Annotated in this window: 24 protein-coding genes; 13 read left to right on the forward strand and 11 right to left on the reverse strand. The window is 68.0% G+C overall.

Annotated elements, in window-relative coordinates; genetic code table 11:
* The first annotated feature begins 29 nt into the window (after positions 1–29).
* Positions 30–695 carry a GntR family transcriptional regulator gene (locus IG62_RS0102745; RefSeq protein ID WP_030797091.1) on the forward strand — a complete coding sequence of 222 codons (666 nt, stop codon included), beginning with the start codon at positions 30–32 and terminating at the stop codon, positions 693–695.
* Between the two features lie 107 nt (positions 696–802).
* Here the strand turns inward: IG62_RS0102745 and IG62_RS0102750 are convergent, their stop codons facing one another.
* The gene (locus IG62_RS0102750; RefSeq protein WP_030797093.1) at positions 803–1,669 is read right to left on the reverse strand and encodes a GNAT family N-acetyltransferase; all 867 of its coding nucleotides are present in this window, start codon (positions 1,667–1,669) and stop codon (positions 803–805) included.
* Between the two features lie 248 nt (positions 1,670–1,917).
* On the opposite strand from IG62_RS0102750, the gene IG62_RS0102755 reads away from it, so the two are divergent.
* The 5 genes from IG62_RS0102755 to IG62_RS41280 all read left to right on the forward strand — a co-directional run bounded on the left by IG62_RS0102755 (position 1,918) and on the right by IG62_RS41280 (position 8,732).
* A complete protein-coding gene (locus tag IG62_RS0102755) occupies positions 1,918–3,282 on the forward strand; it encodes an MFS transporter (RefSeq protein WP_078871774.1) in 1,365 nt (454 codons plus the stop codon).
* 455 nt (positions 3,283–3,737) lie between these two features.
* On the forward strand, positions 3,738–4,724 hold the full coding sequence (locus IG62_RS0102760; RefSeq protein ID WP_030797097.1) for a serine/threonine-protein kinase: 987 nt from the start codon (positions 3,738–3,740) through the stop codon (positions 4,722–4,724).
* 408 nt (positions 4,725–5,132) lie between these two features.
* On the forward strand, positions 5,133–6,086 hold the full coding sequence (locus IG62_RS0102765) for a hypothetical protein (protein ID WP_030797099.1): 954 nt from the start codon (positions 5,133–5,135) through the stop codon (positions 6,084–6,086).
* Between the two features lie 406 nt (positions 6,087–6,492).
* Entirely contained in the window at positions 6,493–7,281 is a 789-nt protein-coding gene (locus IG62_RS43025) for a DUF4190 domain-containing protein (protein ID WP_030797100.1), read from the forward strand.
* Between the two features lie 845 nt (positions 7,282–8,126).
* A complete protein-coding gene (locus IG62_RS41280) occupies positions 8,127–8,732 on the forward strand; it encodes a hypothetical protein (RefSeq protein WP_234326211.1) in 606 nt (201 codons plus the stop codon).
* A 1,436-nt stretch (positions 8,733–10,168) separates the two neighbouring features.
* Here IG62_RS41280 and IG62_RS0102785 read toward each other — a convergent pair.
* A complete protein-coding gene (locus IG62_RS0102785; protein WP_030797106.1) occupies positions 10,169–10,384 on the reverse strand; it encodes a hypothetical protein in 216 nt (71 codons plus the stop codon).
* A 281-nt stretch (positions 10,385–10,665) separates the two neighbouring features.
* On the opposite strand from IG62_RS0102785, the gene IG62_RS0102790 reads away from it, so the two are divergent.
* A complete protein-coding gene (locus IG62_RS0102790) occupies positions 10,666–11,667 on the forward strand; it encodes an aldo/keto reductase (RefSeq protein ID WP_030797108.1) in 1,002 nt (333 codons plus the stop codon).
* A 116-nt stretch (positions 11,668–11,783) separates the two neighbouring features.
* On the opposite strand, the gene IG62_RS0102795 is transcribed toward IG62_RS0102790, so the two are convergent.
* A complete protein-coding gene (locus IG62_RS0102795) occupies positions 11,784–12,494 on the reverse strand; it encodes an HAD family hydrolase (RefSeq protein WP_051797487.1) in 711 nt (236 codons plus the stop codon).
* A gap of 81 nt (positions 12,495–12,575) precedes the next feature.
* On the reverse strand, positions 12,576–12,740 hold the full coding sequence (locus IG62_RS48260; RefSeq protein WP_234326213.1) for a hypothetical protein: 165 nt from the start codon (positions 12,738–12,740) through the stop codon (positions 12,576–12,578).
* A gap of 436 nt (positions 12,741–13,176) precedes the next feature.
* Between IG62_RS48260 and IG62_RS41295 the strand changes: the two genes are divergently transcribed.
* Positions 13,177–13,782, forward strand: coding sequence for a hypothetical protein (locus IG62_RS41295; RefSeq protein WP_158794956.1), 606 nt, complete (start codon positions 13,177–13,179; stop codon positions 13,780–13,782).
* A gap of 39 nt (positions 13,783–13,821) precedes the next feature.
* Here IG62_RS41295 and IG62_RS0102810 read toward each other — a convergent pair whose 3' ends face one another.
* The 3 genes from IG62_RS0102810 to IG62_RS0102820 form a co-directional block, all read right to left on the reverse strand.
* On the reverse strand, positions 13,822–14,484 hold the full coding sequence (locus IG62_RS0102810) for a lysophospholipid acyltransferase family protein (RefSeq protein ID WP_030797112.1): 663 nt from the start codon (positions 14,482–14,484) through the stop codon (positions 13,822–13,824).
* Between the two features lie 247 nt (positions 14,485–14,731).
* Entirely contained in the window at positions 14,732–14,944 is a 213-nt protein-coding gene (locus IG62_RS0102815) for a hypothetical protein (RefSeq protein WP_030797114.1), read from the reverse strand.
* 104 nt (positions 14,945–15,048) lie between these two features.
* Positions 15,049–15,228: a hypothetical protein gene (locus tag IG62_RS0102820; RefSeq protein WP_030797116.1), complete on the reverse strand. Its 180-nt coding sequence runs from the start codon at positions 15,226–15,228 to the stop codon at positions 15,049–15,051.
* Positions 15,229–15,840: 612 nt separating this feature from the next.
* On the opposite strand from IG62_RS0102820, the gene IG62_RS0102825 reads away from it, so the two are divergent.
* On the forward strand, positions 15,841–16,236 hold the full coding sequence (locus IG62_RS0102825; RefSeq protein WP_030797118.1) for a hypothetical protein: 396 nt from the start codon (positions 15,841–15,843) through the stop codon (positions 16,234–16,236).
* 129 nt (positions 16,237–16,365) lie between these two features.
* Positions 16,366–16,680, forward strand: a complete 315-nt coding sequence (locus IG62_RS0102830) for a hypothetical protein (protein WP_030797120.1) — start codon at positions 16,366–16,368, stop codon at positions 16,678–16,680.
* A gap of 66 nt (positions 16,681–16,746) precedes the next feature.
* Here IG62_RS0102830 and IG62_RS0102835 read toward each other — a convergent pair whose 3' ends face one another.
* The 3 genes from IG62_RS0102835 to IG62_RS0102845 all read right to left on the reverse strand — a co-directional run bounded on the left by IG62_RS0102835 (position 16,747) and on the right by IG62_RS0102845 (position 18,382).
* Entirely contained in the window at positions 16,747–17,295 is a 549-nt protein-coding gene (locus IG62_RS0102835) for a YciI family protein (RefSeq protein WP_030797122.1), read from the reverse strand.
* 149 nt (positions 17,296–17,444) lie between these two features.
* On the reverse strand, positions 17,445–17,897 hold the full coding sequence (locus IG62_RS0102840; RefSeq protein ID WP_030797124.1) for a hypothetical protein: 453 nt from the start codon (positions 17,895–17,897) through the stop codon (positions 17,445–17,447).
* A complete protein-coding gene (locus IG62_RS0102845) occupies positions 17,894–18,382 on the reverse strand; it encodes a MarR family winged helix-turn-helix transcriptional regulator (RefSeq protein WP_030797126.1) in 489 nt (162 codons plus the stop codon). Before IG62_RS0102845 ends, IG62_RS0102840 begins: the two co-directional genes overlap by 4 nt.
* A gap of 159 nt (positions 18,383–18,541) precedes the next feature.
* On the opposite strand from IG62_RS0102845, the gene IG62_RS0102850 reads away from it, so the two are divergent.
* The 3 genes from IG62_RS0102850 (at position 18,542) to IG62_RS0102860 (ending at position 19,825) form a co-directional block, all read left to right on the forward strand.
* Positions 18,542–19,000, forward strand: coding sequence for an OsmC family protein (locus IG62_RS0102850; RefSeq protein ID WP_030797128.1), 459 nt, complete (start codon positions 18,542–18,544; stop codon positions 18,998–19,000).
* The gene (locus IG62_RS0102855; RefSeq protein ID WP_051797489.1) at positions 18,997–19,401 is read left to right on the forward strand and encodes a hypothetical protein; all 405 of its coding nucleotides are present in this window, start codon (positions 18,997–18,999) and stop codon (positions 19,399–19,401) included. Before IG62_RS0102850 ends, IG62_RS0102855 begins: the two co-directional genes overlap by 4 nt.
* Before the next feature lie 193 nt (positions 19,402–19,594).
* Positions 19,595–19,825, forward strand: a complete 231-nt coding sequence (locus tag IG62_RS0102860; RefSeq protein WP_030797132.1) for a bacteriocin immunity protein — start codon at positions 19,595–19,597, stop codon at positions 19,823–19,825.
* Positions 19,826–20,283: 458 nt separating this feature from the next.
* Here the strand turns inward: IG62_RS0102860 and IG62_RS0102865 are convergent, their stop codons facing one another.
* The gene (locus IG62_RS0102865; protein WP_030797133.1) at positions 20,284–20,991 is read right to left on the reverse strand and encodes a carbon-nitrogen hydrolase family protein; all 708 of its coding nucleotides are present in this window, start codon (positions 20,989–20,991) and stop codon (positions 20,284–20,286) included.
* Positions 20,992–21,037: the final 46 nt, after the last annotated feature.

Consider the following 21,037-nt stretch of genomic DNA (forward strand, 5'->3'; position numbering starts at 1 on the left):
GAGCTTGCCGAACACGTCAAGGGGGCCTCATGCAGCACGTGGCGACCGAGCCCAGGGGCGAGGAGCTCTCCCTCGCCGAGCGCGCCTACCGCGCCATCCGCGACCGGCTCGTCATGCTCGAGATCCGCCCGGGCGCGCCGATCAACGAGGACCAACTGGCACACTCCCTGGGCGTCGGGCGGACACCGGTGCGCGAGGCGCTCAAACGGCTCCAGTACGAGCGGCTGATCACGACCTACCCCCGGCGCGGCACCTTCGCCACCGATGTCAACATCACCGACCTGGCCCACATCTCCGAGGTGCGCCTGGAGCTGGAGCCACTGGCCGCAGCCCAGGCCGCGCGGCGCGCCACAGCTGCGGACCGCACGACCCTGACGGCCGTACGGCGGGAGCTGGCGAGCGTGGATTCCCGTCGCCACGACGCGGACGAACTCATGCGCCTGGACCTTCAGGTCCACCGCGCCATCTACGCCGCCACACACAACCCGTATCTGGAGGACACCCTCGTCCGCCACGACAACCTGGCCACCCGTATCTGGTGCCTGTTCGTCGAGCGCATGTCAGACATGGCCGGCCATGTCGAAGAGCACGGGCCGTTGATCGAGGCGATCGTCGCGGGTGACCCGGAGAAGGCGGCGCAGCTCGCCCGCAGTCACGTCGAGGGCTTCGAGCGGGCCATCCGCGAGGCCATCTGAAGGAAGGGCGACACCACCACGTCCGGAGACATCTTCCTCGGCACCGTCACCGCTGCCGCACGCCGCACTCCTCGTCCGGCTCCGCCCGTGATCGAGGAGACAAGGCACTAGGCATCCCGGTATCGGTCCCGGGTCTCGGCGCACTGCTGGAAACCGGCCGCCTTGTACGCGGCGACGGCACCGACATTGGAGCTCGGGGTGCAGACGATCGCGCTCGACGAACCCAGCTCCCGGAGTGTGGCGGCCGCGGCGACGGTGATCGCCTCGCCGTAGCCGCGACGGCGATGGTCCCGGTGCACGCCCATCGGTTCGAGCAACCCGGGCCTCCCCGGACCGGCCGACCACACCGTCACCGTCGCCACCGCGTGGCCCTGGTCGTCGTACGCGATCAGAGACCGGGCGTCGGCGTAAGGCAATCCGGCCGCCATCGCGTGCCAGCGCTCGTCCGTGAACCTCGACCCGTCGAACGCCGCCCGATGTACGGCGACGACCACGTGCGCCTTCTCCGGCCCGACCACCTCGATCCGTACGCCTGGGTCCCTCACCGGCTCCGTGAGGTCACGGCGCAGTGGCGTCCATGGCTCGTCGGCGTGCCAGCCGTTCTCGGTCAGCAGTTCTTGGACCAGTGCGCCCATCGGCGCCTCGACGTTCACCTTCCCCTCGGGCAGCACGCCTCGCTCCGGCTCGGTCACGTCTTCCACCAACTGCCGCGCCAGCTCCTCGTCCCGGTGAACGTCTGGCGCGATCGTCAGCCGCAACAGCCTGGGACCGTCCAGCAGCCCGACGGCGAGAAGCTGTCCGCCCCGGCTCCATGTCCTGACCGCCGCGGCAGTCGCTTCCCCACCTGACCGCCAGAACCAGCCCACGTCCCCCGGATGCAGCTGCATCGGCGCCCGGTCGTACTGCCACTCCCGCAGCACGCCCACAGCCTCGCTCAGCCCGTCGACTCCCGGCTTGCCCAACAGAATCGCCATACGCCCGATCACACACCACCGCACCGACCGTCCGCACCCGGTTTCCGACGGGCCGGCGTGGGGCGGGGTTGGGGAATTGGGAGGAGTACCCGCTGGCACCAGCAGTGGCCAGGGGCCCGGGCACCCACAGAGCGCCATCGCCGACGGGAGCCCGTACCGCACACCTGAGGCCGCCTGAGTCGTTGTTAATTCAGCGACAGCAGACGGCAGACGGCACCAGGTGGCCCGAGAGGCGGAGGCGGCGAGCGATGGCAGTAGCAGAGGCGGGCGCGAGCGGGGCGGCGCGGGACGGGAAGGATGGGGCGGCCGGCCAGGGCGCGGTGCGTGCGGTGGCGCGGAGGTTGTTGCCTCTGCTGTTCGTGCTGTATGTGGTCAACTTCCTTGACCGCGCCAACATCGGCGTGGCCGCGTTGGCCATGAATGCCGAGTTGCATCTGAGCGCGACGGACTACGGAACCGCCGCCGGTATGTTCTTCGTGGGCTATGTGCTCTTCCAGGTGCCGGCTGCCGCGGGCTTGAAACGGTTCGGTGCCCGGCGCTGGCTGGCGGGCGTGGTGACTGCCTGGGGGTTGTGCTCGGCCGCCACCGCCTTCGTTACCGACGCCCGCGGCCTGTACCTGGCGCGCTTTCTCCTCGGGCTCGCCGAGGCGGGGTTCTTCCCCGGTGTCGTCGCCTATCTGACCACCTGGTTCCCCGCCCAGCAGCGCACCCGTGCGCTGGCGGCGTTTTTGCTGGCCATTCCCGTGGCGACCGCAGCCGGTCTGCCCACCTCCGGTCTGCTGGTCGAGCATGCGGGCTTCTTCGGTCTCAGTGGTTGGCGGTCGATGTTTCTGATCGAGGCCGCGCCTGCCATCGTCCTGGGTACGGCCGCACTGCACCTGCTGCCGGACTCTCCACGCCGGGCTGCCTGGCTGACCGCCACCCAACGAACCGCGCTGGAAGGAGAGTTGGCCAAGGACACACCGCCGACCGTCACCGGCCGCACCGTGTTGGGACGCGTCGTACGCTTCGCGCTGGTGCAGGCGGGCGTGTGCTTCGCGGCGTACTCGCTGCAATTCTTCCTGCCGCAGGCCCTCACCGCCCTCTTTCCCGGCGTCAATGCCGCCAGTGTCTGCGCGCTCGCCGCCCTCCCCTACCTCGTCGCGGCCCCGACGATGCTCCTCTGGAGCCGCCACAGCGACCACACAGGAGAGCGGGCCTCGCTGGTCACCGTGCCCGTCGCCGTCGCCGCGCTCGCCGCCACCGCAGCGGCACTGTCCGACCTGCCCCTGGTCACCCTGGCCGCGCTGACCGTGACCGTCGCGGCGAACCTGGCCGCCGTGCCCGCCCTCTGGAGCCGCTGCACCAGCTCACTGGCCGGCCGCCACTCCGCCACCGCCATCGCCGCAACCAACGCACTCAGCAACCTCGCCGGCTTCGCCGGCCCCTGGGTGACCGGACACCTCGCCGATACGAGCGGCGGCTACCAGGCGGTCTACGCCGTCCTCGCCTGCGTCCTGGCAACCTCATGCGCCGCCGCCCACCGACTCCCCACCACCCCGGCCTCCCCGGACACCCCGACGACACCAGCCACGCACCCGCCGGCCACAGTGCCGGACGGTACGGCCCGATGACGGGTCCGGGGAGATCGCTCGACCTCGGTAAAGCGCGCCCTTCAACGGCGCCCCAACGCCTTCAGGCACGGGCACAACGGCCCCGCCCGGCAAGGCGGCTACGTACCCCCTCGGCGTCCCAAGGCGGCGACGCACGCACAGCCTCCCAAGGCTGCTACGCCCGCGCGGCGTTCCGTCGAAATCGGACGTGGCCGGCCCTGGAAAGTGCCCCTGCTCGGCAAGTCAGCCAGCCCTGTGTTGCAGCCGTCGCAAGGATGTGTATCAGCCGCGCCTCGATCACCCACCAGAGCTGTCACGGCCCGGGAAGCTGAGCCTGACCGAGGATTTTGCGCAAACTACGCGTGAGAAGCGCCGGCTCACTCCCGTGTCATGGCAACGGACGTCGCCGTATTAGGGTGACGATCTGTTGCCGTGACATGGCCCAAAAGCCGAGTAGCCGAGAAGGGGGTCCGACGGTGTCCGAATCGGGGCGGCTCATAGCCCGGCGGTACCGGCTGATCGAACGGCTGGGCCGGGGCGGCATGGGCACGGTCTGGCGGGCCGAGGACGAGGTGCTCGGGCGCCAGGTCGCCGTGAAGAAGCTCCACGTACCGCCGCATCTGCACGACGACGAGGTGCGCACCCTGCACGAGCGGACCCGTCGCGAGGCGCGCAGTGCCGCCCGGATCACCCATCCCCATGTGATCGTGGTGCACGACGTCGTCGACGACGAGGGCCTGCCGTGCATCGTCATGGAGTACGTCCCCTCCGTCACGCTGAGCGATCTGCTCAAGCGGCAGGGTGCGCTGCCGCCGCAGGAGGCGGCCCGGATCGGCAGTTCGATGGCCGGTGCCCTGCGCGCCGCGCACGACGCCGGAGTGCTGCATCGCGACGTCAAGCCCGCCAACGTCCTGCTGGCGCATGACGGCCGGATCGTCCTCACCGACTTCGGCATCGCCGTGGTGTCGGGGACGCCCTCTCTGACGCGGACCGGGGAGTTGGTCGGGTCGATCCAGTACCTCGCAGTGGCACAGGGCTTCTCGCTCCCCGTGCAGGACGGCTGGAAACGCAACGACACACCCGACGGGGAGATCCGCTACATCGACCCGACCAGGCTGGTGGGCCTGCGGGTCGACGTCGTGAGGTTCGCAGGGTCGGACCCGCTGCGGCACTGGGAGGAGACCGAAGAGGCCCAGACCCGCCGGGACAACCCCGGCTACGAACGGGTCCGCATGAGCCGCACCACCTTCCGTGGACTCCGGGCCGGCTACTGGGAGTTCACCTTCGACGGCACGCAGCGCGGATTCCGGGCCGTCGAAATGGCCTTCTCCGGGACGGACGGCACCCAGTACACGGTCTACCTCTCCGCACCAGAGGCACAGTGGACCCGCTACCGGCCCGTCTTCGACACCACCATGAGGGGCATTCGACTGCCGGACCAGGCGGTCAACTCCCCGTCCTGACCGGACAGTCTCTCGTTCTCGTCCTCGATCTCGAATTCCAGGTCGCGCCCCGCCACCGCACCCTTACTGAGCGTTTCCTTTCACCTTCTCCGCCCTCTGGCCGGCGTACGGGAACACCGTCGGAAGCTACCGATCAGTTCGGGGCAACCGGACGCCAAGGAATGCCATCTCTGTGGTCGAACGAGCCCTACAAGGCTCCAAGACCGAAGACGCCGGAACTTCACACCCAGAATTCCCGGACGCTTTGGTAGACGCGTCCTGCGTGATGCAGCGTTGTTTCCTCGTTCTTCTCCAGCACAGTTCCGTCATGCGCACCTTAACGAGTGGGGTAGGTGCGCGTGCCGGTCGAAGGGAATTCGCATGTCCGCATCCACACCTGCCGTACGACGTCAGCGCAGAAGTAGCCGCGTGACAATCGCCGTCGCCACCACTCTTCTCGCCGGTGCGTCGGTACTCAGTTCGCAGGCGCCGGCCTTCGCCGATGGCTCGTCCACCGTTCCCGACACCATCTATGAATCCGATGACCAGGTCATGGCAGACCTGACCAAGTGGTCGCCGCTCCAGGATTCCGAGAGCGTAATGGGCCTGCCCACCGGCCTCGACGACAAGCAGGTCAACCTCTCGGACGTACAGGGAGGACAGGTCAACTACAGCCCCGATCAGGCCATCAAGGATGCCCAGGCCGCGGCCAAGGCGTTCGCCGAGGACCCCAACACCAAGGAGCCTGCCCGCGAAAGCGCCAAGAGGCTCTACGAGCCCATCTCGGGACTCAACGAATCGCCCGACTACACCGCCCCCGTCTTCACCGGCAAAGCCGGCTACAAGGACGAGTGGACCCAGGAAAATCTCGACCAGCTCTGCAACCGGCCGAACCACGACCCTGCGCGCGTCGGCCAGAAGCCGCCCTGCGCCTTCGTCGGCAAGCTCACCGACAAGTATCCCCTCCGAGGCTCCGCCGGAGACGGCCTGGCCGGCGGTGGGAAGCTGACCTACAAGATCTCCAGCTCGGTGGCCGACGAGAAGAGCGAGACCGAAGGCTGGTCAATAGGCGGGAAGATCACACCGAAAATCAGCGACGGAAAGAGCGAGCTTCCGGGGGAGGCGAGTTTCACCTACAGCTACTCGTCCACCTCCACCAAGAAGCTGCAAAGCACCCTGGAAACCGACGTCGAGATGACTGTGCCCGACGGGAAGAAGAAGGGCTGGCTGGAGCCCCGGGGCAACGGCGGGTATTACACCGGCTATATCGTCTACCGGCAGAACAATGACACCGAGCAGAGGATGGTCGCCGTCCCGGCCCGTGTCTACGTCCAAGCCCACGACACCACCAGCCCGATCACCTGGTTCAAGCGTGTGATCTAGTCCCCCACGCCTCCACCGGCAGTCCATACAACGACGAAGTGGCCTCGGCCTGGGAAAGGGAGGGCCGGGGCCACGCAGGGGACCTCCCCGGCCTCCCCGCGGAAAGCGGAACTGGGGGGTTGCCCTCCCGGTCGGCACCGTTGCGCGCGGGCCGGGGCCGCCTCCTTGGCGTGCGCAACAACAACAGCGGCCCGCGCCATCCCGTCGGGCCGTGGGCGCCTGGTGAGACGGCTGGTGAGACGGCTGGTGAGGTGAGCGTGGAACACGCCTGCACCGAACAGGTCGCCTTACGAACGGAGTTGAGATGACAGACGACCACATTCAGCAAGGGGAATCGCGTGGTGGGCACAGGCCTCCCGGGTCCGCCTCTGAGGTCTCCGGCCCCTCCGTTCGCGGAGCCTCGACCGTGTCGGAGCCATCTTCGGCGCCCACACCCCGCGCACGGCCGCCCCGCAATGGTCTTGGCATCGCAGCTCTCGTCCTCACGGCTCTTGGCATCATCGGCCTCATCGCCGGGCCGGTCCTCCCGGCCCTGTTCTGGGCGGCGGGGGCTCTGACCGCGACCGCAACGGTCCTGGGCGTCCTCGGTGCCCGGCGGGCACAGCGGGCCGGCACCGGCAACCGCGGCACGGCCGTGACCGGCGCGGTCCTCGGCGCCATGGCCACCGCGTGGTTCCTCAACGGCGCGATGGTCACCACCAACGCTCTCCAACAGGTCTCGTGTGCCGCCCCGACGGCCGGTGGCGGCCAGCAACTCCGTTATGACACCACGCGGTGCTTTGAGGACGGACTGCAGGTCACCGCTTCGTCCTCCAAGCCGTACACCCCCGGCAAGGAAGAACAGCGGCGGCAGGACAGCAACACGCGGGGCAAGCGCATCGTGTCCGTGCAGATCACGATCCGCAATGGATCCACCGGCATGCTGGATACCGGGGAGCTCTACAGCATCGGGGCGAACGATGCCCACGGACACACGGCCGACCCCCTCTTCGAGGGCGACGACCATTCCAGCGGACTGGGCCGAACCCTGCTGCTGCCCGGCATGGAGAAAGTCATCACCCAGCGCTTCGCCCTGCCCTCGGACTCGGCCAACCACCTCAAGGTGGGCGTGGACTTCGCCCAGGCCGCAGACAACCGCACATGGCTGACCGTCCCGCACAACGAAAGCGCCGTCTGGAGCGGCCCTCTACGATGACCCGCCGCCAGACCGCAACCAAGGGGACGACAGACGCTGTTGCAGGTGGAGCGAGACGTGCCGGCCGGCCGCTCCCCTTCTGCCCGCACGGTGTTCTCCAGGAAGTCCGCAGTGCCGGCCCGGTGGGCGATCACCAGCGGACGGCGGTTGCTGCCTGCGGACCGTTCCCCCGTCTCCGTGGCCGCTGCCACTCTTCGCTTGTCCGCAGCAGACATCCCCACGCGGTCCGGGACCGCGGCGGACCCCGCAGCAGTGGCCGTGACGGCAACCGCCGCGACCAGACCAGCCGTTCACCTTCGCCTCACCGACATACAACTGTTCCCCTCCCGAACCGGACGCCCCGCCACAGCTACCAGTAACCCACGCGCCAGGACACCTCCACCGGCCTCAAACGCTACGGACGAGCGGACGAATGCCGGCCCCACTCGCTGAAACCCCCGCCGGTGAACAGCAGCTGGGCCCCAGCGAGTTCAATACGCGAGGGTCACGCAGCCGTTGCCGCCCCGGCCGGCGGCAACGGCACCTCCGTCACCACCGGTGCCTCCGTCACCTCCGGCGGCCATTTGGCCGCGTTCCGTGAATCCGCGCTCACGCCCGCTCCAGGGGGCGTACCGTCTCAGTGCTTGTGCTGAGTGCTTGTGCTGATCTGCGCGGTCCGGGAGCGTCCTACGAGCTCCCCTCAATTCATGCGTCCTGCTTGCCGGCCGAGCACCTTGTGGCCGACGCCGTCGTGGATGTTGCCGAGTTCCAACACCGCGCGAGGGCAAAACGCAAAACCCCACCAGACAGCCGCTGACCAGCACCCACACCACAAGAACCCTCCCGACAAGATGGAGCAGCAATCCGTGACAGACAGCCCGTTCGCCTTGGTCCCCGAGCAATGGCAGCACCTCGCCGCCGCCCGCCAGACCTATTCCGACACCGTCAGCCCGCACTACGACGAGACTCTGCAGCAGGTGACTCAACGTGCACGTGCCAGCGGGGACATCGGCAAAGCCGACATCGGAGCACTGCTGATGTGGAAACGACTCAGGGCCGACACGCCATGGGCCGCCGAACTCATGGCCCTCGCGGACGCCGACGTACGCCGCGTAACAGCCGCGGCCACAGCCGCCGCCCGGGACACCTCCCTTAGCCGCAGCTCCGCGGCAAAGGCCGGCCGAGCAGCCCTCGCCTCGCTACCGGGGTTCCGCACCGGCGACGCCCTCGCCTCCGCCGTCCTCACGGCGGCCGCCCCGGACCGCATGGCCATCTACGACCGACGAGCCCACAGCGCACTGCACACCCTAGGCGTCCCTCTCAGCCACGCATCCGGCCGCTACAGCCGCTATATCGAGGCGATCGACCAACTCCTGGCCGCTGCCCCACCACCGATCCGCAACTGGACCGCACGAGACATGGACACCGCCCTGTACTGGCTCAACCACCCCACCAACACCACAACCCCATAGCCACACTCAACAAGGCTGATCATCCAAGGACCACTACAACCGACTCGCTCGATCCCTGCACAGAAATGCCAAGCCCGGACCAGGCACCCGGGCCTGTGGCATGCCCCAGGTCAGGCGCCCTCAGATTCTCTCCGCTCCCGCTGTCTGCGCGTCAATTTCCGCGCAGTGGGCCGCTACCGTCTCGACGAGATCGACTAGAGATCCCGGCCAGAGCCGGACGTCACGCCAACCGGCTCGGAGCAGCGCGGAGCCCCGGCACCACCACCGAACTCCCGTGCTGCGTCGTCCCGGCCTACGGCAGACACGGGATCTGAGTACGCCTACTCATGCGCCCGGCCCCGCATCAGCGAAAGGTGGGGTCGGAGGTGCGGGGAATGAAGGAGACCCTAGCGGGCCGGTGGCGCCGAGTCCGTAGGCGTTGCGCCCAAGCGGGCGGAATGTTGCTGGCGTTCGCCCTGGTGGGGCTGACGGCAGCGTGCTCCCGCGAGCCGTCGGAGAAGAAGCTGCGGACGCAGGCCACGTCGCCTTTGGCGGAGTCCCGCAGGGCGGAGGAGGAGCACAAGATACGCACCCTGATCGAGCGTCTTACCGCTGTCGAGGGCCTGGAGCACGTACTCACACGTTTCACCGACTCCTGCGCCAGGCCTAGCAACGGCTCGATCTTCGAGAACAACCGGTCTCCCTATGTCCTCACGTGTGGCATGAAGGCCGTCGGCTACTTCGGCGTCCAGGGAAACATCACCGACGTCTTGCCCAGGATCCGCGCGGCCGGCATCGCAACCTGGGGAATGCAGGACGGCAAGGGGCGGGACCTGCCGCACGCGGGCGGCACCGTTTCCTATGCACTCGACTATCACCGTAAGCGCGGCCGGAACTCGGGCGGCAGCCTGATGCCCGCCCCGGACGCTCACAGCCCCGGGGCTCCGGATCGACTGGGACCGGCCGGACCTCCCGCTCCCGAACCAGGTCGAGGACCCCGCCCCGTGCCCTCCAGCCGGGACCGGGATCTACCAGCGCTGCTCTATCGTTCCGAAAACCCCGATGAGCATGGCGGCCGCACGGGCCCGGTACGGCACCATCCTGACCTTCACCCTCGGAGGCAGGTGGGACTCCTCCGCGGAGAACTACTTCACCGTGCCCCGCCGGAAGTGACCCACCGCAGCTGACTCCCTCGGCCGTGAACAGGCATCGACCACGACATCGGCCACACCTGACACCAGTCAAACCTTGACGAGAATGCTCAACTTTCTTCGCTGAGACAGAGACAGAGACACACAACGAAGGCAACAGCAACAACGAACCCTCGCCTGCGCCGCCATCGTGCTGTCCGATAGTCGATCGGTTCCTGCACAGCCTAGACTCCTGGTGCGTGGCAGGTGTCCGGCGCTCACTTGGTTCGACAGCTCTACTCGTGTTCCCATTCCCCACCGATGAGTTCATGAGCGCCGGCTGACTGGCTCGGTGGCCTGGGGACAGCCCACGATGCGGCCGAGGTAGCCGGCGATGCGGTCGAGCGCGGTCGCTTCGTGGGGCACTTCCTGGGGCGGGGCGAAGGAGCCACCGGGCGTCTGCGGCAGGCTGCCGTAGATCTCCTGTACCACCGGCAGGGCCGACTCGGCGAGGTCCGGGACGAGGTCATGCGGGTGCCCCATGGCCGTGGCCAGGTCCCCGCTGTGGTTCCGTCGGTGGAGGCAGGAGCATTCGAACTTCCTCGACGCACACTGGCAGAGGACCGACCTTGACACTGGCTGATATCAGCTGTCACCAGAAAGGTCCGGGTCCCTGGAGAGGTGGGAAGAGCCAGCATCACAGGGGAACGTGCGACACTGCGGACGCCCCAACCCACGCCACACACATGTTGGTTCGCTCGGCTCCACAGAATCGATACGAGAGGCTCGGGCCGCTCGGCCCACGGCGAGGAAGGTAAGGTTCGTTGAAGTACCGCAGGCTGGGCAATGAAGGCCCCGAGGTGTCCGCGATCGGCTTGGGCTGCATGGGCATGTCCATCGCCTACGGGGTCCCGGACGAAGAGGAATCCCAACACACCCTGGATCGTGCCCTGGAAATGGGCATCACCCTCCTGGACACCGCTGACGCCTACGGGCGAGGCAGCAACGAGCAGTTGGTCGGTCGCTGGCTGCGCAGACACGCTCATAAGCGCGACCGGGTCGTCGTGGCGACCAAATTCGGGCTCCGTCACGACGCGGCCACGGGCCGGGTCGGCGACGTGGACACCTCGGCCGACTACGTTCCCCACGCCTGCCGCGCCTCGCTGCGCCGCCTGGGTGTCGATCACATCGACCTCTACTACGCCCATCGTCGCGACCCCGCCACTCCCATCGAGGAGACCGTCGGTGCCATGTCCCAGCTGGTGCAGGCCGGGCTGGTAGGTCACATCGGACTGAGCGAGGTCAGCCCCGCGACGCTCCGCAAAGCCCACGCCGTCCACCCGGTCAGCGCGGTCCAGGTGGAGTACTCCCTCTTCACCCGCAGCGTTGTGGAGGGCGAACTGCTCGCCACCTGCCGGGAACTGGGCATCGCCGTCGTGGCCTACTCACCCCTCGGGCGCGGCATGCTCACCGGTGCGCTCTCCTCCCGCGGCGACCTCGGCCCGCACGACAACCGCCGGCGCTGGCCTCGGTTCGCCGACGAGAACATCCAGCGCAACCTGGCACTCGTCCAGGCCGTACGGGACGTCGCCGAGCGGATCGGCTGTTCGCCCGCCCAGGCCGGACTGGCCTGGCTGCTCGCCCAGGGCGAGGACATCGTGCCCATCCCCGGCACCAAGCGCCGGCGCTACCTTGAGGAGAACGCCGCTGCCGTGTCACTGGCTCTGACCGACGCCGACCTCGATCTGCTGCGCAAGGCCGTACCGGAAGAGGCCGTGGCGGGCGAGCGCTACCCGGAAACAGCCCTGAGGAGGCTGGGGCACTGAGCAGTGGGATCTCCACGAGAGAGAGTGCCTGGGAGAAGGCGGAGGCTGCGCCCACCTCGACGACGTATCAAGTCACCGTCCGGAGGCCCACTCACCATCGAGGGCAACAGGCAGCGTCATACCTCGGTTCCCAGCCCTCGGTTCCCAGCCCCCAGTCCGCAGTCCCCAGCTCCCAGTGCGCTGGCCCAGTCCTGTAGTTCGGGGTCGGTCAGGCTGGCGCCCAGCCAGTCGTGGTCCGGTTCCGCTCCTGCCAGGGACGGTACGACCGCGACGTAGAGCCCGGCGGCACGGGCCGAGGCAATGCCCGTGACCGAGTCCTCGAAGGCGACGGAATGCTTCGGGGCCGCACCGAGTGTCTCGCATGCCGTGAGGTAGAGCTCTGGTGCGGGCTTGGGCGAGCGTACTTCGTCGGCGGCAAAGGAGTGGGCGAAGCAGTCGGTGAGGCCGGCCGACCAGAGCGCGACATCCAACAGTTCCCGGGGGCTGTTGCTGGCCACGGCGATGGGTACGGCTGCCCGGCAGGCGCGCACCAATTCCGCCGCCCCGGGGAGGACTGCGGCTCCCCGGGAAAGCTCCTCGCGGACTCTTGTGAGCAGTTCGGCGGCGAGTTCGGCACCGGCGTCGGGACAGCCCAGGTATTGGGCCATGGCCTCACCAGCGGCCTCCACGCTACGGCCGATGACCAGGGCCTTCTGCTCTGGCCCAAACGGATGGCCGTGTGCCGCGAAGATCGCCGTTTCCGCAACGGTCCAGCAGGTTTCGGTGTCGACCAGCAGGCCGTCGCAGTCAAAGACCACGGCCTGGACGTTGGTGGGGAGCGAGCTCATGCATGTCCTTTCACACCGGGTGATGCGCGGATCGCCCGTTGGGTAGCTGTCGGTGGCCTTGCGGTGGTGTCGCCCGACGACTCACCGGCCGAGCGCGAGCCGAATGCCGAACGCGGCAATGACCGTGCCGGTGACGCGGTCGAGGTAGCGGCGCGCCGAGGACCGTTGCAGGCGGTCTCGCATCGCGTGCGCGAAGGCGATCAAGGCGCAGTCCGATACGAAGTGGGGACCCAGCGGCACGGTCACCCCCAGCGAGGTAAGTGCGCCCCGGGCCAAGGTTCCGCCTGGATCCCGAGAACCACGCCCACGCCCCAGGCGCGACGGCGGCGCCCGAGCGCCGCGATGCGCAGGATGAGTGCGGTATCCAGTCCAGGAGTGAGGGTGAGGATTCCCACTGTCAGGGTGAAAGTCCCTCTTGCGTCTGGGGTGATCATGAGCGATCACCCTAGGACGGGAGCCTTGGAGCGTCCACAATTCCTGCCCGACATCGGGCAGGAATCCTGCAATTGCGTGTGGATCTTGAGCATCACACCCGGCGTCGGCAGGCCCGAGCTCCTACAGTGCGCCCGAAATGCCCTGCCTAATGGCTTATGTCGGGCAGCGGCATCGGCGGACTGATGGTGCAGCTGCTCGGGCCGGCGGCGGCCATCGTCGTCGACGCGCTGGGCTTTCTGTGGTCGGCGTGGTGGATCGCGCGGATTCGGGCCAACGAGCCGAGCCCGCACCGCACCGCAAGGCCCGGCCCCGGCTGTGGCGGGAGACGAACGCCGGGCTGCGCTTCGTGCTCGGCCACCGGGTGCTGCGCGCGCTCGCCGTCAAAGGTGCCGTGACGAACCTCGCCCTCCAGCTGTGCCAGACGTCGTTCTTGGTGCTGTGCACGCAGCAACTGTGCCTACCAGTCGGCGCGTTGGGGATGGTGATGTCGCCCGGCGGCATCGGCGGCTTCCGTGGCGCGCTCCTCGCGCCCGTTGCCGGCCGAAGCCGAAGCCGACGCCTCGGGCACGGCCGCACCTTGCGGCTCGTCGGCATGTTGACGGGACCTTTAGCCCTGCTCACTCCGTTCAAGGCCCCAGGCCCACTGCTGTGGGCGGCCGCGGCCGGCTGGATGCTCACCATCTTCCGGTCCGGTCTGGCCAACGTCCTCGCGGTCAGCACCCGCCAGACCGTGACCCTGGCGGCGATGCTGGGCCGGATGAACGCCACCTACCGGTTCCTGCCCACCGGGGCCCTGTCCGTCGGTGCGCTGCTGGCCGGACGGCTGCACTTGGCGTTTGCACTTGGCGGTTGAGCGCGGCGGCCTCCCGTGTTCGTGCCTTCCCACCGGCGTCTACGCGGCGAGGGCGGCGGGCTCCCCGAGTTGGGAGGCCGCCGTGCGCCACGCGGCCGTCACCGCGGTCCGCGCCACGGCAGTGCGCGCGAGGCGGTCGCCGGTCAGCTCCACGGGCGCTCCCACGTGGACATGCATCGAAGGCCGCCGCACCGGCGCGGTGGCCAGGCCGGCGAGCTGCTTGGCGGCGTTGCCCGAAGCCAGTCGCCGCGCACCGGCCTGTCCCACGGGCACCACCGGTGCGCCGGTGCGCTCAGCCAGCCTGGACAGACCACTGCGGAACGCCGCCGGAGCCGCCTCGGCGGCATCCCGCCGCCGCGGCAGACCACCTTCCGCGTAGATCAGGACCAACCGCCCCCGCTCCAGTGCCCTTGCCGCGACTTCCAATGCGTCAACGGCGCGCCGGTCACCACGATGGACGGGAATGTGCCCTTCACGGCTCAGGCTCCGGCCCAGCAGCGGAATGCGCCACAGCCCCGCCGCCGCCATGATGATCGGCTCGGCGCCCAGGCGGTGCAGGGCGGCGAGCACGATCGCGGGATCCGCCAGCGACGTGTGATTGGCGACGATCAGGGTGCCCGGCACGAACTCGGCGCCAGGGTCGGCTGTCACCGACAGACGGCCGAAAACGGGCACCAGAGTGTCGGCGATGCGGCTGAGCATGAGCGGTCCCCCGGTTTCTGAACAATGCAGACCCTCATCCTCGCCGTTGGACGCCGCTGCTCGCGTGAGTCGCCGTACTCATCCTGACTGTGCAGCGGCTCGTCGGAACCATGAACCTCGGCGGCCCACCTCTCCCCCTTCCCCAACGCTCACCAGGCAGCCCCTGGTGGCGGACCGTGACCAGGCTCTTGCCGATCCAGCTGCTGGCCTCCGGATGGCGGTGGGCTCGACGCTCAGGCGACAGACGTCAGGAGGAAGCCCGCATGGAGGACTTCACCCGGTCGTATTCCTGGCGGGTACGTTCCTTGCTAGCGGGATCGTTGCTGGCGGTGCCGCGACGGCTGTAGTTGACGGCATCGTCCACGGACGCGGCGGACGCACGGTTGCCTCCGTCGTCGGTCCGGTGGCAGTCATTCACCGTGCACCGTCGAGCCCGCTCGTCGACGATGCCGCGGAGCACCGGGGCGCTCCCTACAGTTCAGCCGTGGGTGCGGTACTGAGGCCCGGTTCCCGCGTCTCAGGACGCAGTCTGCGTCGCCGCGTTTGTCGGCCGAGCGCCGCAGGTTACTCCTCTTCCGGGTAGAAGCGGTCTACCCAGCTCTCTAACTGAGCGCCGAACTCTGCCTCTGCGATGGCCAGCAGGTCGCCGGGGTTGTCCGGAGGGGTGAGGCCGAAGGTCTCGTCCAGCCAAGCGAGATACTCCTCATGGCGCGGGCCGGTTTCATCGTGGCTGTCGGGCTCCATGAACTGGGCTCCGTCCCAAGAAGGCCACTGCCGCCAGTCGCATCCGAGTTGCCGGAACAGGAATGGCTGGCGTAGGCGAAGCAGAGGAAGCTGTCGAGGAACTCTTGCTCGTCCGAGTAGGCCGCGGCGGGTTCAGGCTTGCCAAACTCAGCCAGCTCAAAGCCATTGGCGTAGAACTCGTTTCCGGTTCGCTCGTCGAACTCTTTCAGGCTGTTGAGTTAGGTATACGGCCGTTGCTGCGCTTCACACTCCGGGACGGAGCGCCCGAGCGCGCCCTCCGGGTGGAGGCACGATGTCGAGGGCGGCGAAGGCTGATGAAGGCGGCGAGGGCGGTCGAGGCGTCGTGGCGCTCAGGAACAATCCGTCCTTGCCACCTCAGCTCCGACGGCCGGGATGGGGGTGGGCCTAGCGGTCTCATGGCGGTTCGCGCGGTGCGGTCTGCCCGCCTGTGACTTCCTGTCCGAACGGCAAGTCCGAACAGCCGCGGGAAGGATCACCAGCGCCATTGATTCGCTGCTGCTGCGGTTTGGCGAGTTTTCGCCCGCACCGCGATAATGGGGGATGGATCGCCCGAACGGCAGCAGATGAACACCGCGTCACAGGAGCCGAAACATGGCAGACATCATCTTCGCCAACGGCGGAAACCCCATCACCGCGGACAAATCCATCATCCATGACAATGAATCGTTCCGGGTTCAATGGAAGGCGCTCAACAACAGCAGTCAGGACTTCCCCGCATTCATCGACCGCCTGCTGATCCAGAGCATTCCCGAAGGCTGCCCCGGATCCGACGATGTCGGTCACGACACTGTGTTCGACAGTGATCAGAACGGCGACCCGAGCGACTTTTCCGAACCGGATCTGCTGTCCGGCCAGCCCGGGCCACTGTTGAACCCTTCGGTCGGACCATTTCCTGTCGGGTCGTACAGGCTGACCGTCACCCTGGCCAACGATCTCGGCGTGGGGCACACGACGTTCAACTGCATCAATATCGTCGCAGCGGTCTGAGCACGGGCGTCGCCCAATACTCCGATTAAGGTCGCATGCGCCATCGGTCCGTCCGGTGCGGCTAGTGCGGGCAGCAGCCCGGCGCCGAAGCGCGAGAGCGGACCATGAGTCAGCGGGTCCAATGGTCCAATGCCGAGGCGACGTAGCTTACTGCTGGCCCTCCCCCTGCTGCTGGGGACCACCGGCGGCTCCGTACAGGCAAAGGTCGCCTCGCGCACGGACGGCCAAGGCTGGAGCCTCACCGGGGAGATCACGGCCGAGCCGGCGATCCCCGGCGTCAGCGGGTCGCTCACCGGCCGCTACGGCGTCTTCCCGCCGCTGCATGCCGAGGGAGACCGGGGGAGGCCAGCGGACTTCAGCTTCGACAGAATGCGCTTCGAGTATCCAAGCATCGACGCCGCCGGACTCGCCCGCGGCGTCCCCCGCCCCCTCATCGACACCTGACGAACCACAGCGCGCCACCCGGGTCCACCCGCTGGTAGTGCACGGCAATCCGCCCGGGGAACTTCGTCACCGCCGCCCGCCGAACTCCCAGTCGTGGACCTCGATGTCCGCGTACAGGCTCGGGGGCAGGACAGCTCGTGCCGCATCCGGGTCCGGGGCCCACACCAACGCTGCCGTCCCCAGCCACGTCATGCCGTCGTCGGACAGCAGCGGTCCGAACGCGATGAGTTCGTCCGGGTTGGGTGGCACCGCAACGTCGGCGGCCTGCTCCGGGCCGAGACCAAGCACCAGGTACCGATTGCCGTCGCTCCGGCCGCCGGAGAAATCCCACATGGCGCGCCCCAGCAGGTTGCGCCACCGGCGCAGCAGTACGTCCCGGTACACGCCCGCCTGGTAGTTGGGCTCGTCGAAGGCGAACGCACGAGCTGCCGCAGGATCCGGCAGGTCGACGAGGTGCACGCTTCCGGTGGGCGTTTCGCCGTCGGCGGCGAAGGTCGGGCCGCGCGCGATCATCTCCTTCGCGTACTGGTCCATGTAGGACCAGTGCTCCTCCAGCAGTTGGTCGCGTAGCGCCCCGGAATCGGCCCGATCACGGTGGTAGCAGAAGAACTCCATGACCGCAGATCCTCCCCAACGCACGGCAGCATCTCAACAATGTTGGGCGACGAGGACCCCACATCCCCTCCCAACGCGAGGGAGGCGAGGAAGATCGCCCGGGAGACGAAGGAGCACAAAGCTCCCATCGTGATCGGCGAGACAGAACCTCAGGCACCGGCCAACTCGGCATTCGCCCGCTCCGTGACCAGTGTCAATACACGGCCCGCGATCGCCAGGTCCTCGACCGGAATACCGGCGTACAGCCGGGCGGAGATCTCGGCGGTCTCAGCGGCGGTGCTCTCGCACAGCTCCCGTCCGGCGTCCGTGAGCCGCAACCGGGACCGGGACACCTCCGCCGGGTCCTCTTCCAACAGCTTTGTGGCCGTCAGCTCCTCGATTACACCGCGCACGACCGACTCGTCGATCTTCAGCGAGCCGATGACGTCGCCGACGGGCTCGTCCCTGCCGATGGACTCGCCCGCGACCACGACGGCCCGGAGGGCCACACTCTGGTGGAACGTGGCGCCGTGCTGGGCCATTACGCGCTCCACGAGGGCACGCCCGGCATAGTGCGCCAGGGCTACGACCCGGCCATTGACTGTGGGTACGGTGGTGGTCATGACTGCTCCTCGTCGTTCTCGGTGTGCGGATCAAGAGGTGTGTCGAGCAGGGTCGCCAGTTCGTGGGTGAACTGCCGTGTGCGCGGACTGTCCTGCCCGCCGAGCGGCTCCAGCAACTGGTCCAGCAGTCCCTGAACCACCTTGATCGCGCGGCGTGTGACGTCGCGCCCCTGCTCGGTGAGCGTCAGCTGCATGGCACGCGGGTCGTTCGGATCCCGGGTGCGGGTGACGAGTCCGGCGGCCTCGGCCTCCAGGGCGCGGGCGAGCTTGGAAACGTACAGCGGTTCAAGTCCTGTGGTGTCGGCGAGCTGACGCTGTCTGGGCCGCAGTCCGGAGCGCCCCATGCCGTACAGCGACGCCATCAGCGCGTACTGGGCATGGGTCAGACCCAGCGGCGCGACCGCCCGGCCGACGGCCACCCGCCACTTCATCGACAAGCGCCAGACCAGGAACCCTGCGGTGGCGCCCTCAGCTGCTGAACTCACAATGGGGTTCCCCGGGCGACGAGCGAGCGGTGCGAGAGCGTGCTGATGCCGGTGATGGGCGAGTCGCCATGTTGCACCGGCCGCATGTTGCACCGGCCGCAACCGTATGACAGTGACATGTCGGCGACCACCGAAACACCCCGAGCCTACGGTCCCACCATGAGCTCGCACACCTACGCCACCCACCTGCGCTGGGACGGCTCCACTGCCGCCGGCATCCGCTCCTACTCCCGTGACCACGTCGCCATCGCACCACCCCTCCCCACGCCAGTGGCCTTGAGCGCGGACCCGGCTTTCCGGGGCAACCCTGAGCGGCTCAACCCGGAGCAGCTCGTCGTCATGGCCGCCTCCTCCTGCCAGATGCTGTCCTTCCTCGGCGTCGTCGCCCGCGCCGGCATCAACGTGCGGGCCTACGAAGACGAAGCAACCAGTCACCTCGACCTGACGGCCAGGCCCACCCGACTTGGCGTCATCCACCTGGCCGTCACCGTCAGGGTCTCTGCCGGGACCGACGCGGCCATGGTTCAGGAGCTGGCTGAACAGGCTCACCGTGAGTGCTACATCGCCAACTCGCTTTCGGTACCCGTCGAAGTGACCACCACGGTGGTGACCGCATGACTGCCCACCTGCAGGACCTTGAGGTCCACCTGCCCGACCGGCCGGGCGCACTGGCCGACCTGGGCCAATCCCTCGGCCGCGCCGGAGTCAGCCTGGAAGGCGGCGGCGTGTTCACCCATGACGGCCTGGCCCTTGCGCACTACCTCGTCGACAACGGCCCGCTCGCGCTCCAAGCTGCCACCGAGGCCCAGCTCGGCCCGGCGACCGTCCGGGATGTCGCCATGACCCGGCTGGACCAGGAGACGCCTGGGCAACTCGGCGCACTTGCAAGGCGGTTGGGCGATGCAGGAGTCAACGTACTTGTTCAGTACAGCGATCATGCCGGCAATCTCGTCCTGGTCGTCGCTGAGGAGCACTCGAAGGCGTGCCGTGACGTCCTCATGTGCTGGGAGGACCGCTGACTCCGCGGTAGGAGAATCCGAGGTGGGAGAAAGGGAGACCCTGCCCGGGCACAGCCGAGCCGCGCACGCCCCGCAGCGTGTGTTCCAGTGCCCTGACGCGGAAGTGCAAGGCACGTTCTTTTCGCAGGCGACATTCCCCAGCATCTCAACCAGGAGCTGTCCGGCCGATCACGCGTCTGGCTAGGGTGACCCGATGGCTGCAATGGAGATGAGTCGGGCCGAGGCGGTTGCGCTGGTGCAGAGGATCATGGATGCCGACTACGCCTCCGAAGAGGAGGCGGACAGTCGGCTGGATATGCTCGACAGAGCCCTGGCATGTCCAACTGGATATGTCAGTGACTTGATCTTCTGGCCGCCAGAGCGGGAACTCTCGGCTGATGAGGTGGTCGATCAGGCCCTGGCCTATCGGCCGATCGCTCTGTGAGGGCCTCGCTCAGCGCCGAATCCAGATGACGATGGCTGCAGGGGTAGCTAGCGGTGGCGAGGAAGACGTAACTGCGTTTGTCGAAGCGGGTGGCGACGGCTCGGAAGTGCTTGAGCCTGTTGACTGCGTGTTCAACGGTGTTGCGCTTCTCGTGCCGCTCCTAGTCGAAGCCAGGTGGCCGCCCGCCGCCGCGTGAGCCTTTGCGCCGGCGGGCAACCTGGCTGGCGGGCTTCGAGGGGGTCCGCCGGGACCGAGCGGTGACGCACCCTGCAACCCTGCAACCTCCCCCAGCAGCAGCTGGCGCCCTCTCCCCCGGTGCCTCAAAAGGGACCGAACGAAGCTCAGTTCATGTGCGCGCACCTTCTCACGCCCAGGCTACGTCTGTGGGCACCGCCTCCGCTGGCAGCTGCAGATCCAGCTCCGCTGCTGATCCGGGCCCGCTGCTGCCCGGGCCTGCCCTACCCGACCTCCGCGGTGACCACCATGGGCGTGTCAGCATCGGCCTGTGCGAGCAGGGCGCCGCCCGGGGCCCACAGCGCGGAGCGGCCGCAGCCAGTCCACTCGCCGGCCGGGCCAACATGGTTGGCCATCACGACGTACAGATCGAAGTCCTTGGCGATGCCCGGATACACCGTCGCCAGCTCTTCCACGCCGCCGCCCGTGCCATAGAGGGAGCTGGCCAGATGGACCTGACACCCATCGGCGACGCTACGGGAGACCAGTTCCGAGAAGTGGTTGTCGAAGCACGTGGCCAGAGCGAAACGAAGCCCTCCGAGCTCGAATCGCCCGTCACACCGTCCTGCCTGGAACACGCCCTGCTCGTGCTCGAACAAATGTTGTTTGCGATACGTGGTAATCAGCTCACCGGCGGCGCCGAAGACCAACGTCTCGATGGCAGGTCGCTCTCCGTCGGTGGGGGCAACACAATTGACGACGCTGGCCACACCAGACGCCCGAAGCCCATCCAGGCGCGGATCGTCCGCCTGAACCCAAAGATCACGACGGGCAAGCACCGCTTCGAGCTCGTACCCGGTCAGCGCCAGCTCAGGGAAGACCACCAGCTCAGCTCCCTGAACACGGGCCTCGTCGGCCAGAGAAGCCATCTGCTGCACGTTCGCCGAAATATCCGCAGGAACGCAGGTGAACTGAGCTGTCGCGATCTTCATGGACCTGGCATGCCAGCCTGCTGCGTCGACGGTTGCCGGGGGTGCT

This window comes from Streptomyces sp. NRRL S-337, from assembly GCF_000720175.1.
Taxonomy (GTDB): Bacteria; Actinomycetota; Actinomycetes; order Streptomycetales; family Streptomycetaceae; genus Streptomyces; species Streptomyces siderophoricus.

Bases quoted from the DNA above. Each gene is read 5' to 3' on its own strand.
- IG62_RS0102745 (WP_030797091.1), top strand. From the start codon at position 30: ATGCAGCACGTGGCGACCGAGCCCAGGGGCGAGGAGCTCTCCCTCGCC.
- IG62_RS0102750 (WP_030797093.1), bottom strand. From the start codon at position 1,669: ATGGCGATTCTGTTGGGCAAGCCGGGAGTCGACGGGCTGAGCGAGGCT.
- IG62_RS0102755 (WP_078871774.1), top strand. From the start codon at position 1,918: ATGGCAGTAGCAGAGGCGGGCGCGAGCGGGGCGGCGCGGGACGGGAAG.
- IG62_RS0102785 (WP_030797106.1), bottom strand. From the start codon at position 10,384: ATGGGGCACCCGCATGACCTCGTCCCGGACCTCGCCGAGTCGGCCCTG.
- IG62_RS0102795 (WP_051797487.1), bottom strand. From the start codon at position 12,494: ATGAGCTCGCTCCCCACCAACGTCCAGGCCGTGGTCTTTGACTGCGAC.
- IG62_RS0102810 (WP_030797112.1), bottom strand. From the start codon at position 14,484: ATGCTCAGCCGCATCGCCGACACTCTGGTGCCCGTTTTCGGCCGTCTG.
- IG62_RS0102820 (WP_030797116.1), bottom strand. From the start codon at position 15,228: ATGGAGCCCGACAGCCACGATGAAACCGGCCCGCGCCATGAGGAGTAT.
- IG62_RS0102825 (WP_030797118.1), top strand. From the start codon at position 15,841: ATGGCAGACATCATCTTCGCCAACGGCGGAAACCCCATCACCGCGGAC.
- IG62_RS0102830 (WP_030797120.1), top strand. From the start codon at position 16,366: ATGCCGAGGCGACGTAGCTTACTGCTGGCCCTCCCCCTGCTGCTGGGG.
- IG62_RS0102835 (WP_030797122.1), bottom strand. From the start codon at position 17,295: ATGGAGTTCTTCTGCTACCACCGTGATCGGGCCGATTCCGGGGCGCTA.
- IG62_RS0102840 (WP_030797124.1), bottom strand. From the start codon at position 17,897: ATGACCACCACCGTACCCACAGTCAATGGCCGGGTCGTAGCCCTGGCG.
- IG62_RS0102850 (WP_030797128.1), top strand. From the start codon at position 18,542: ATGAGCTCGCACACCTACGCCACCCACCTGCGCTGGGACGGCTCCACT.
- IG62_RS0102855 (WP_051797489.1), top strand. From the start codon at position 18,997: ATGACTGCCCACCTGCAGGACCTTGAGGTCCACCTGCCCGACCGGCCG.
- IG62_RS0102860 (WP_030797132.1), top strand. From the start codon at position 19,595: ATGGCTGCAATGGAGATGAGTCGGGCCGAGGCGGTTGCGCTGGTGCAG.
- IG62_RS0102865 (WP_030797133.1), bottom strand. From the start codon at position 20,991: ATGAAGATCGCGACAGCTCAGTTCACCTGCGTTCCTGCGGATATTTCG.